This is a genomic window from Blautia aquisgranensis, assembly GCF_040096615.1.
GTDB lineage: Bacteria > Bacillota > Clostridia > Lachnospirales > Lachnospiraceae > Blautia_A > Blautia_A aquisgranensis.
Genome location: NZ_JBBMEJ010000001.1, coordinates 393,268 through 404,798, shown reverse-complemented (window position 1 = coordinate 404,798; position 11,531 = coordinate 393,268). Strand labels below are relative to the sequence as shown.

The 11,531-nt window shown below is 40.4% G+C and carries 9 protein-coding genes and 1 pseudogene; 9 read left to right on the top strand and 1 reads right to left on the bottom strand.

The genetic code is table 11. The features are described from left to right. From WMO28_RS01980 to WMO28_RS01955, 6 genes and pseudogenes are all read left to right on the top strand, one after another. On the top strand, window positions 1–305 hold a 305-nt coding region (locus tag WMO28_RS01980; protein ID WP_435375646.1), incomplete at its 5' end, for a type IV toxin-antitoxin system AbiEi family antitoxin domain-containing protein. Then, window positions 306–1,154 (top strand): annotated as a pseudogene (locus tag WMO28_RS01975) (nucleotidyl transferase AbiEii/AbiGii toxin family protein). Window positions 1,155–1,510: 356 nt separating this feature from the next. Further along, window positions 1,511–2,200, top strand: a complete 690-nt coding sequence (locus WMO28_RS01970) for a response regulator transcription factor (protein WP_349055900.1) — start codon at window positions 1,511–1,513, stop codon at window positions 2,198–2,200. Further along, window positions 2,176–3,441: a sensor histidine kinase gene (locus WMO28_RS01965; RefSeq protein WP_349055899.1), complete on the top strand. Its 1,266-nt coding sequence runs from the start codon at window positions 2,176–2,178 to the stop codon at window positions 3,439–3,441. Before WMO28_RS01970 ends, WMO28_RS01965 begins: the two co-directional genes overlap by 25 nt. Before the next feature lie 177 nt (window positions 3,442–3,618). Beyond that, window positions 3,619–4,293: an ABC transporter ATP-binding protein gene (locus tag WMO28_RS01960; protein WP_006426335.1), complete on the top strand. Its 675-nt coding sequence runs from the start codon at window positions 3,619–3,621 to the stop codon at window positions 4,291–4,293. Then, window positions 4,290–6,734 carry an ABC transporter permease gene (locus tag WMO28_RS01955; protein ID WP_349055897.1) on the top strand — a complete coding sequence of 815 codons (2,445 nt, stop codon included), beginning with the start codon at window positions 4,290–4,292 and terminating at the stop codon, window positions 6,732–6,734. The genes WMO28_RS01960 and WMO28_RS01955 overlap by 4 nt, the downstream gene beginning before the upstream one ends. A gap of 159 nt (window positions 6,735–6,893) precedes the next feature. On the opposite strand, the gene WMO28_RS01950 is transcribed toward WMO28_RS01955, so the two are convergent. After that, a complete protein-coding gene (locus WMO28_RS01950) occupies window positions 6,894–7,130 on the bottom strand; it encodes a DUF6061 family protein (RefSeq protein ID WP_117824044.1) in 237 nt (78 codons plus the stop codon). Between the two features lie 659 nt (window positions 7,131–7,789). On the opposite strand from WMO28_RS01950, the gene ltrA reads away from it, so the two are divergent. The 3 genes from ltrA (at window position 7,790) to WMO28_RS01935 (ending at window position 11,498) form a co-directional block, all read left to right on the top strand. Continuing rightward, entirely contained in the window at window positions 7,790–9,106 is a 1,317-nt protein-coding gene (ltrA, locus tag WMO28_RS01945) for a group II intron reverse transcriptase/maturase (RefSeq protein ID WP_349055896.1), read from the top strand. Window positions 9,107–9,286: 180 nt separating this feature from the next. Continuing rightward, window positions 9,287–10,378 (top strand): ATP-binding response regulator, encoded by a 1,092-nt coding sequence (locus tag WMO28_RS01940; protein ID WP_349055895.1) that lies wholly within the window; start codon window positions 9,287–9,289, stop codon window positions 10,376–10,378. 115 nt (window positions 10,379–10,493) lie between these two features. Continuing rightward, on the top strand, window positions 10,494–11,498 hold the full coding sequence (locus tag WMO28_RS01935; protein WP_178643867.1) for an aldo/keto reductase: 1,005 nt from the start codon (window positions 10,494–10,496) through the stop codon (window positions 11,496–11,498). The last annotated feature ends 33 nt before the right edge of the window (window positions 11,499–11,531 follow it).

Genomic DNA, 11,531 nt, shown 5'->3' with positions numbered 1-11,531 from the left:
CTGGATATAATCCAAGCCGTTTGCAGGAAGACGGTTTTCAAGTGTATACAGTAAAAAAGGATTTACATGAAATAGGGGTCACAACTATGCTGACATCATTTGGACATTCAGTTCCGGTTTATGATATGGAGAGAACGATTTGCGATCTGCTTCGCAGCAGGAAAAATATTGAAATGCAGGTATTCCAAGATGCATTAAAGCAATATGCGAAACGTAAGGATAAAAACTTACGAATGCTTATGAAATACGCAGCTATGTTCCATGTTGAAAAGATACTAAGACCATATTTGGAGGTGTTACTTTAGATGATAACAACGGCAAGACAATTAAAGGATTTGGTTCGTAATCTGTCAAAGAAAAAATCCGCAGATGCACAGATTTTGATGCGGAATTATATGATGGAACGTTTTTAAGAACGAATTTCTTTATCAGAGTATAAAAATCAGTTTATATTAAAAGGTGGGATGCTGGTGGCGGCAATGGTCGGTCTGGATGCCAGAGCTACTATGGATCTGGATGCTACCATAAAAGGCACTAATGTCAGTGTGGAGGATGTAGAGATGATTATATCCAAAATTATATCAATCCCTCTGAACGATGGTGTCTTGTTTCGGATCAAACGGATATCAGAAATCATGGAAGAAGCAGATTATCCGGGTGTTCGTGTAAGCATGGAAACAAAATTTGATGGAGTAATCACACCATTAAAGATTGATATTTCTACAGGAGATATCATTACACCAAGAGAAATCAAGTACAACTTTAATCTTATGCTTGAAAATCGCACAATCGAGGTATGGGCATATAATCTGGAAACGGTATTGGCTGAAAAACTGGAAACTGTTATTAGCCGAAACGTTACAAATACACGAATGAGAGATTTTTATGATATTTATATTTTACAAAAGTTGCATGGAGAACAACTCAAAAAGCAAGTTTTATGGAATGCACTTGTGGCAACTGCAAGAAAACGTGGAACATTGGAGCAGATAAACTCTGGGGATAGAAGAGAAATATTTGATGAAATAGAAATAAGTTCTGTTATGGAAAATTTATGGAAAACATATCAAAAAAATTATTCTTACGCTGCTGATATTTCATGGCATACAATTATGAAATCAATTTGTACATTATATGGAAGTATGTTAAAATGAAAGAAATTAAGTTAAAAGGGGAATAAGAAATATCCTTACAAGCGTATTCGGAATTTTTATAAAATATGAAGCAGGGAATCATCAGGATTCTTTGCCTGTTTATATTGCAGGGAGTTATGATTTTCACACAGCATATATTGGAAACAGACGCTGTATAATGCTTACTCCGACAGAAGAACTTGCCACACTTCCGGCATTGAAAAAGCAAAAGCATATTTGACGACTCCTTTCAGAGGATAACAGTGCTGACGATAGTTCCATTGTTTTATCTTTTGGAGATACAAACGATGAGAGAATTGAAGAAGCAGTACTCTGATATTAAATATATATAGTTAATAAAGAGAGGTGCATATGCTATGCCAGGTATACTCGTGGTTGAAGATGATGAAAATTTAAATCGTGGAATTACATTCTCACTGAAAAAATCCGGATATGAGGTTTTTTCAGCAGAATCAGTGAAAAAAGCGAAAAGAATTGCAAGTGATAATAATGTGGATGTTACCATTTGTGATGTGAATCTTCCGGATGGGAATGGACTGGAATTTGTAAGGTGGATGAGATACAATTATAATACATACATTATTTGTCTTACAGCACTAGATCAGGAGATGGATCAGGTGATGGGATATGAAGCAGGGGCAGATGATTATATTACAAAGCCGTTTAGTCTTTCGGTACTTCTTTTGAAAATAGAAGCACATTTCCGCCGCAGACAGGAGAAAACGGAAGCCGGAAAGATGATTTCGGGAGATATCGTATTTATCGCAGGAGAAATGAAAGTCCTGATAAAGAGTCGTGAAATCAGTCTGACAAAAACGGAGTTGAAAATGCTGACTTTTTTTCTTCAGAATCCGAAACAGATTCTTTCAAAAACACAAATATTGGAAAATGTGTTTGATCTGGAAGGGGATTTTGTGGATGAAAATACAATCGCTGTCAATATCAGAAGACTCCGTGAGAAAATCGAAGACAATCCGGCTGCACCGGTCTATATAAAGAATATCAGAGGTCTTGGGTATATATGGAATCAGGAGGTAAGGCGGTGACAAAGAGATATTGCAAGAAGATTACAGTAGTGCTCTCCTTGGTATTACCTGTCATATTATTGTTTGCAATATTAAATTGCTTTACCACGTATGTGTTTTATGAAGATTATAAATATAAAATGAATCTTATGACAGAGATTGCTGCAAAGGAAGAATTTTCCGGGCTGGATGCTGTTTCGGAATTGCTTAAGGATAAGGATATTGAAACTAACGAACAGGGAAGGCGATTATTGGAGCAATATGGATACTGGGGGAATAAAGGGAATGCATTTTATTCGCAATTCCGGCATCAGGTTATGGTGACCGGTGCTGTAAGCACTGTGATATGCGTGCTTCTTTTGACTTTTTTACTTTATTGGAAGAAAAAAGAAGATGCGTGTCATCAGAAAATTTTAGACCAGTTGGAAGAAATTCTGATCAGATTCCGTGAAAATAAATTTGATGATTTACTGAAAACGGAAAATCATGCAGAACTGGAAAAATTGAATGACCAGCTTGAAGCAATCGGACATCATATTCAGTTGATAAAGGAAGAAGCAAGGGCAGAAAAGGAGAACACGAAAGAAATGGTTTCTGATATTTCTCACCAGCTAAAGACACCGGTTGCAGCTTTGGATACATGTTTTAGTGTGCTGATGCAGAACGACTTAAGTGCCACAGAACAGGAGGAGTTTCGTATCCGTTGTCGGAGTGCTCTGGATGGACTGGAGACATTATTGCAGTCGCTTCTTGAAATATCCAAGATGGAAACTGGACTGATTCAGATTAATAAGAAAAAACTTCCGCTTATGGATACTGTCATATCTGCTGTGAACCGCACTTATCCTAAAGCGGATGAGAAAGAAATTGAATTCGTTTTTGACTATGAAAAAGAGCTGGAAACATGCACGATTATGCAGGATAAAAGGTGGCTTGGTGAAGCTTTTATCAACGTTCTGGATAATGCGGTCAAGTACAGTCCGTGTGGTTCAAAAATATTTATCCGGTTACAAAAAAGAAACGATCTTGTAAGAATGGAAATTGAGGATCAGGGAATTGGTATTCCGCAGAATGAGTATCACAAAATTTTTCAACGATTTTACAGAGGAAGTTCCAAGGAGGTCATGGAAAAGAGTGGTACAGGAATCGGACTTTTTCTATCGAGAGAAATTATTGAAAAACACGCAGGTACGATTACGGTAACCTCCGGCAAAAAGAAAAAAGGAAGCACGTTTGTGATTCAATTACCATATGTTGGTTAAATTTTAAGTGAGCAGAAATCTTACAATTCTGTAAGATTTCTGCTCGTTTTTTGAAAGTGAAATGAAAGATTGTCCTGATACAATTTGGATGTAGGTTGAAAAATGACCAAATATATAAACAGGCAAAGAAAGCGTGCTGAAAAGGTACGCTTTACAGAATTGAAAAGGAGGCAACACATGAGTGTGATATTAGAAACCAAGCAGCTTTGTAAGTTTTATGGCGCAGGTGAGAATCAGGTCAAAGCGGTCAATCAGGTGGACATTCAGATTGAGCAGGGAGAATTTGTCGCAATTGTTGGAAAGTCAGGTTCCGGTAAAAGTACATTACTTCATATGCTTGGAGGGCTAGACACCCCGACAAAAGGCAGTGTTACTTTAGCAGGGAAAGATTTATACAGGATGAAGGAAGATGCCCTTGCTGTTTTCCGCAGAAGAAAAATCGGATTTGTTTTTCAGGCATTTAATCTGGTTTCATCTGTTAATGTCTGGGAAAATATTGTACTGCCACTGGGGCTGGATGGAAGAAAAGTGGATGAAGCGTATGTAAATGATATTATTGCAACTCTGGGGATTGAAAACCGGATTTATAATCTGCCAAATCAGTTATCCGGAGGACAGCAGCAGAGAGTAGCAATTGCAAGAGCACTGGTGAATCGTCCGGAAATTATATTTGCAGATGAGCCGACAGGAAATCTTGATTCTAAGACCAGTGATGAGGTAATCGCTCTGCTTAAGATGACAGCAAAAAAATATGGACAGACAATTGTAATGATTACCCATGATGACGAAATTGCACAGGTCGCTGACCGTATTCTGGTGATTGAGGACGGACAGGTGGTGGATTTCAGATGAAGACAATAAGCAGGATTGCATATAGCAATGACAAAAGGAACAGGACAAGAAGTATACTGATCATGATGGCAATCTGTCTGACCACGATGCTGCTTGTTATCATCAGTACTGTGGGAAATGGGGTAATTCATTTACAGAAAAGTCAGGCGGCAGGATCATATGGAAGCAATTATGGTCTGTTTGTTTCCGCAGACGGATCGCAGTTAAAAGAAGTAAACCGCCGTGCGGAAATAGATGCTACAGGCACTATGTGCACCGAAGGTATCATAAAAGGCAATGAAAAAGGTGGGTTTGTCTGCATGGATGAGACTGCAAGAAAAATGCTTCCTTATAATAAAGAATATGAGTTGAAGGAAGGAAAGTATCCGGAAAAAATGCAGGAAATTGCCGCAGGAAGAGCATTTTTTCGTGCAATGGGGTATGGTGATGTAAAGATCGGAGATACGGTTACACTGGATTACCGCGCAGGGATGCAGTCAGAATATAAGCCGGAAGAATTTGTTGTCAGCGGAATCCTATATGATCGGGATGAGTATACCATCGAGGCATCTTATGTTGCTTTCGGGTCACAGGAGTTTTATGATGAGCACGTCGCAGAGAATGACAGACAGTATAATATTTATTTTACTTTAAATGATTCTGCAAATGTATCTATGAATAATATTGATTCGGTTATAAAGCAGATTGCAGCAGCTTGTGGGATCGAAGAAAAAAACGTTATAGTCAATGATCTCTATTTGCAATGGGTCTTGCAGCCGAGTTATGAAACGATTGCGGTATGCGGGGTTTTGATTCTTGCAATTGTACTTTTCTCTGTTGTGGTCATTTATAATATTTTTCAGGTCGGTATTGCCAACAAGATACAGGAGTATGGAAAAATCAAGGCTCTGGGAGCAACAAAAAAGCAGATGAAACAACTGATCTTCAGAGAGGGCATTTTTTTGACAATTTTTTCAATACCGGTTGGATTGCTTCTGGGCTTTCTGATTGCAAAATGCGGTTTTAACTGGCTGGTAGAACAGGGGAATCTTGTATCAACCGGAACTGACTCTATGGGAGTCCAAAATCAGCAGGTGTCACTGTTTTCCCTGCCTGTTATGCTTCTATGTATTTTCGTATCATTTCTTACCGTTGCTTTGGCACTGCGTAAACCAATGAAAATTGTTTCACGGATTTCACCTATCGAAGCAACACGGTATTTAGAAAATGCAGAAACACACAAAAAAGGAAAACGAAATGGCAGAAAAAATGTCACCGTGTTTTCTATGGCAATGGCAAATGTAATGGGTAACCAAAAAAGAACCATTGGTACCATCCTCACACTGGGGCTTTCCTGCGCATTGTTTGTGATTATTTCTAATTATGTGGGAAATATTGACACGGAGCATGAAGCACGTCTTTCCGTTAATCATGGACAATTTGAACTGCAGCTTGACTATTCTGCTGAGTATGATGAAAGATATCCGGAGAATAATCTGGATACGATTCTGACGGATGATCCATTGAATGATTCGCTGATTGAAGAAATCAAAAGCATTCCGGGAGTGACAGATGTCATGACGAGAGAGATTGTCTCTGTAAATCTGAACGGAACAAGATTTCCGGCTGCTGTTGTGAGTAAAAAGGATTTTGATTTTATGCGCCAGGACGGGGATATTGGCTCTATGGACTATGATCAGGCGGTAAAGAATGGTGAAATTTTCTTTGGTTGGTCGATGTGGATGGAACAAGATGGATATGCTCCGGGTGAATCCATTGCATTTGACTTTGAGAATGGAAGTGGAACCTATACCTATCAGGGAAAGATTGCAGGATCCTTTGTAAGTGCGGACACTTACCTTGTCATTCCGGAAGGCGTATACCGTTCCATGAATCCGAGAGGAACAGCCTATGGCTATCTGTGGGTGGACTGTGACAAAAAAGATGTGGCATCTGTGGAGCAAAATCTGAATACATTGATTTCTAATACTTCGCATATAAAAATGGATACTTATCATGCGCAGTTACAATCTGCAGAATTCTCAGCTCGCACGATGAAGCTTGGCTGTTATCTGTTTATGGCGGTTGTAGGATTCATCGGTTTTATGAATATGGCAAACACCATGATCATGAGTATTACGACAAAAAAGCAGGAATATGGTGTATTACAGGCTGTGGGTATGACAAATAAACAATTAAATTTATGTCTGCAGTTACAGGGACTGATTTTTACGGTTGGCACCATATGTGTAGCCCTTGTCGTTGGTCTGCCACTTGGCTACGTGCTCTTTGCCTATGCAAAGCATAATGGGATATTTGGAATGAATGTCTATCATGTTCCAATTACACCAATTCTTGCTATGATTTTGCTGGTCAGCCTTTTGCAGATTGTGCTTTCCTGCGTTTTAAGCAGTAATCTGAAAAAGGAAACGCTGGTAGAAAGAATAAGGTATCAGGGATAGCAAGTATTGCTGGGATATCCTCAGTATCATAACAGGAATTAAAAACACTTGGTTTCAAAAAGTTTTGTACTTTTGACAAAATGCAACCGATTTTTCATCAATTATAATAAATTTGATTAAGCAGCCTGTGTGTAATGAAGCATACAGGCTGCTTGCATTTTATAACTCTAATGAATCTTCTGTATCTACCCACATCTGTAAATTGCCCTCAAGATATAATCTCGCATATTCAAGTGGTTCATCGACTGCAAGTGAAGTCAATGCACAGTCTGATCCGGGTGTGGTTTTTAAATCCTTTTCGGCTTCCCAGCAGTCAATGCGAAGCATATAGCCAACATTTGTATAAATGTCAATGCTGTTTCGTTGTGGATTGTATTCTGCAAATATTGTTCTCATCGTATCCCATCTCCTTATCATTTAATCAATCATTAGTAGCAAAAATTAAGAAGCATTTCAATCAGTCCACCATGTCACTTTTATTTTATGTTATACTGTTTTATATGTGCGAGCTGCGAAATCAGCATAGCTGATTTCCCCTAGCGAGCGGAAGAAATTCTGCAAGCTTTGGTAAGCTGATAACAATACAGTAGGAAAAGCCTATCAGGTAAGGTCTAACCAACCGCCTGTACCGAGTCCTTGGAGCCGAAGTGGTAACACCAGGTTTAAGCGTAGGACAGGGAGCAACAGAGCCAAAACGGAAGTGAAGTGATTGAGCTGGGAAATTAGTATGAGGTGGGAAATGGTCGATGTGTTCTTTTTCACAGCAGACAACACTGCTATAACCGCTATGGTGAGGTTATGGTGGCATCCCCCAGTCTGAGAGCTTGGCGAGGTTGCTGATAAGTATGCTATCGGAACAGCTGAGATCCTGTCATTCCCTCAAAAGAGGTATGGAAACCAAAACAAAGAAATGCGTTAGGAATCCAAATGAGTGGCAGGAAGTCCGACACAGCCATAGTATCGAAGAAGTTTGTGAAAACAGATGGAGAAAAGGGCTGTGCACTTTATAGCTTCAAGTGATAAGAGACTATGCAGACGAAAGAGAGCTGATGAACATGGTAAACGAGTTACTTGGAATACAGTACAATATCGCAAAAGCAAACAGAACTGACAGAAAGGTTCAAAATCTTGCATCCTATATCAATGAAGATACGCTAAGAGCAATCCATAAAACAATGGATAAAAGAAAAGCGTACGGAATTGATAAGGTGACAAAAGGAGATTATGAACAGAATCTTGAGGAAAACCTCGCGAATCTTGTAAAACGAATGAAAAGTGGAAGTTATCGACCGAATCCAATAAGGCGAGTCTATATCCCAAAAGAAACAAAAGGTAAAATGAGACCACTGGGAATCTCGTGTTATGAGGATAAGCTGGTGGAAAATGCGATTGCACAGATACTGGAGCAGATTTATGAACCGAAATTTTATAATGAAAGCTTTGGTTCCCGCCCAAACAGAAACTGCCATCAGGCAGTAAGAGAAATCATAGAGATGGTGCAGTATAGGAAGACGAACTATGTAGTGGAAGCAGATATCAGAGGATTCTTTGATAATGTAGACCATGAATGGCTGATGAAGATGCTGTCACATGACATAGCAGATAGAAGATTTCTTGAGATAATCGAGAAGTTTCTGAAAGCAGGAATCATGGAAAATGGTAAATTGCTTAACAGCGAACGCGGAACGTCACAAGGAAACGGAGCAAGTCCAGTACTTGCAAACATCTATCTGCATTATGTACTGGATAACTGGTTTGATGTAATCGTAAGGAGACAGTGTAAAGGCGAATGTTATCTGATCCGCTATTGTGATGACTTTGTCTGTTGTTTCCAGAACCAATATGAAGCGCAGGTATTCAGGCAGAGGTTGGAAGAGCGCTTTAGGAAATATGGACTGGAACTGGCAGAGGAAAAGACGAAGATTTTGGAATTTGGGAGGTTTGCCAGGCAAAACCGAAAAGCAAGAGGAGAAAGAAAACCAGATACTTTTGACTTCCTTGGTTTCACGTTTTATTGCGGAATGGACGGAAAGAAGCAGTTTTTCCGTTGTAGGGTGAAGACCAGTAAGAAGAAGTTCCGTAGCAAAATCAAGGCAATGAAAGAATGGATAAAGATTCACAGAACAATGCCATTAGAGCAGATATTCAAAACAGTCAATGCGAAACTGCGGGGACACTACCAGTATTATGGAGTGACCGACAATACAAAGGAAGTGAAGAACTTTCTGACGCAAACAAAATGGTTATTGTTTAAATGGCTCAATCGGAGAAGTCAGAAAAGAAGTTACACGCTGGGTACTTTCTTTAATGGTTTACTTAGGACATTTCCGTTACTCGAACCAAGTATCAAAGTAAGTTTGTTTTATAGATAGAGTATGAAATATAGAGCGAAAAGCCGTATGCGTTAATGGCGCACGTACGGTTTTAAATAGGGGTATGGGGAGTAATCCCCATATCTACTAGAGAAATAAAAAGTTTTATTGAAACAGATAACAGAGCCTTATCTGACTACCACCGTGTCTGTTCTGCACAGAAGAGGATCTTCCGGAAAAATGAACAGGATCGGAGTGCTGGAAGATACGATCGCAATGAAGGAGATCATTTCTTCTGTGTGGCCAAATGCAGAGACTGTTCTCATGACAGGGACAGAGCAATGCGTGCAGGGAATCATGAATGAAAAAATTGATGGTGCACTGCTGATGAGCTACACGGCGCAGAAGCTTGCCAGAGATGATACACAGAACAGATTCAGCGTTGATATCGTTTCAGGATCGACTCTGGGGATCAAGATGAGAATAAATTCAGAACTGGATGATGCGCTGGAAAATATCACAACAGAAGGTAACTATCCTCTGACGATGATCAATTCCATTCTGGATGTAAATCAGCTGGAGCATGGTCATATTGAACTGATCCATAAGCCGTTTAATCCTGAAGAATGTATGAAGGACAGCATGGAGATTCTGCTGCCGCTGGCAGAAAAGAAAGAGCAGAGACTGGCATTTTCAGCAGATATCGGTGGAAAGATCGAAGTGACACTGGAGGCACTTCCGGATAACCGTTACCGCTTCACCTGTACAGATAACGGAATCGGCATGACACCGGAGTATCTCCAGCATATCTGTGAGGATTACAGCAGAGCAGAGGACAGCCAGATCTCAGCAACCGAAGGTACCGGCCTTGGAATGTCAGTTGTCAAAGGTTTTACAGAGCTGATGCGGGGAACGCTGCAGGTGGAAAGTGAACTGGGAAAGGGCTCCACGTTTATCGTAGAGATTCCTTTTGATGAACCATCCATAAGAGAACGAGAGCTGGTCATGAGTCCAAAAGAGGAACAGGATCAGGTAAGTGAGGAGTTTAAGGGCAAAAAGGTTCTTCTTGTGGAGGATAATGCTCTGAACGCTGAAATTGCGATGGAATTGCTGCAGAGTATCGGACTCAGTGTTGAACTAGCTGAGAATGGAAAAATTGCTGTTGAAAAATTCGAACAGTCGGAAATTAATGAATATTTTGCTGTGTTTATGGATATGCAGATGCCAGTCATGAACGGAATCGAGGCAACGAAACGGATCAGAGCCTCCAGGCGTGCAGACAAAAATGTGCTGAAGAGAATATATATAAAAGACAGACAATCCATGCCTTAAAAGCATGAAAATCCATAAAAATGAAGTATTTTACATACAAAAAAGAATCCTTTACAATAAGCATAAAAATATATAATATACAGGTAAGCCTGTATCTGAAACAGGAGGATTCGTTATGAAATACGCAAAGCTTGGAAACACAGATATAGAAGTATCAAAAATATGTGTAGGCTGTATGAGCTTCGGCAAGGCCGGAACCATGCATGACTGGACTCTGGATGAGAATGAAAGCGAGCATGTGATCCGTCATGCACTGGAGCTGGGAATCAATTTTTTTGATACAGCGAATGGATATTCTGCCGGAACCAGCGAGGAATATCTGGGGCGTGCACTGAAAAAAAATATAGCCAGAGATAAGGTCGTGGTCGCTTCCAAGGTTTATTTTAATGAGGGGCGTCTTTCTAGAAAAGCGATCATGCGGGAGATTGACGGAAGTCTGAAACGTCTTGGAACAGACTATCTGGATCTGTACATTATTCACAGATTTGATTATGAGACATCGATCGAGGAGACCATGGAAGCATTGCATGATCTGGTGAAGGCTGGAAAGGTACGCGCACTGGGAGCATCAGCGATGTATGGCTATCAGTTCTATAATATGCAGCTTGCAGCCAGAGATCATGGCTGGACACAGTTTTCCACAATGGAAGATCATTATAATCTGCTTTATCGTGAGGATGAGCGGGAACTGATCCCAATCTGCAATCAGATGGATGTTTCCAGAATGCCGTACAGTCCGCTTGCAGCAGGTCATCTGGCAAGACCACAGTGGGGATCCGACTCTTTAAGAGGAAAGACTGACCGGGTTGCAGTCGGAAAATATGACCGTATGGAGCAGCAGGATATGCAGATCGTAAAGCGTGTACAGGAGCTCTCTGAGAAACACAATTGCCAAATGTCTCAGATCGCTCTTGCATGGCAGTGGGCAAAAGGCGTCACAGCACCGATCGTCGGAGCTACGAAGACGAGATATCTGGATGATGCGGCAGAGGCATTGAAGGTCAGATTGTCAGCAGAAGATGTCGCATACCTGGAGGAAATGTATGTTCCGCATCCGGTCGTCGGAGCAATCGATAAGAATCCGGCACAGGGAGTTATCCTTCTGGACGAGAAGAAATAAGAGACAGGTTGCTTTTTTCCTTCCGTGGATGTA

Coding starts and splice junctions, on each gene's coding strand:
- WMO28_RS01970 (WP_349055900.1), top strand. CDS start 1,511: ATGCCAGGTATACTCGTGGTTGAAGATGATGAAAATTTAAATCGTGGA.
- WMO28_RS01965 (WP_349055899.1), top strand. CDS start 2,176: ATGGAATCAGGAGGTAAGGCGGTGACAAAGAGATATTGCAAGAAGATT.
- WMO28_RS01960 (WP_006426335.1), top strand. CDS start 3,619: ATGAGTGTGATATTAGAAACCAAGCAGCTTTGTAAGTTTTATGGCGCA.
- WMO28_RS01955 (WP_349055897.1), top strand. CDS start 4,290: ATGAAGACAATAAGCAGGATTGCATATAGCAATGACAAAAGGAACAGG.
- WMO28_RS01950 (WP_117824044.1), bottom strand. CDS start 7,130: ATGAGAACAATATTTGCAGAATACAATCCACAACGAAACAGCATTGAC.
- ltrA (WP_349055896.1), top strand. CDS start 7,790: ATGGTAAACGAGTTACTTGGAATACAGTACAATATCGCAAAAGCAAAC.
- WMO28_RS01940 (WP_349055895.1), top strand. CDS start 9,287: ATGAACAGGATCGGAGTGCTGGAAGATACGATCGCAATGAAGGAGATC.
- WMO28_RS01935 (WP_178643867.1), top strand. CDS start 10,494: ATGAAATACGCAAAGCTTGGAAACACAGATATAGAAGTATCAAAAATA.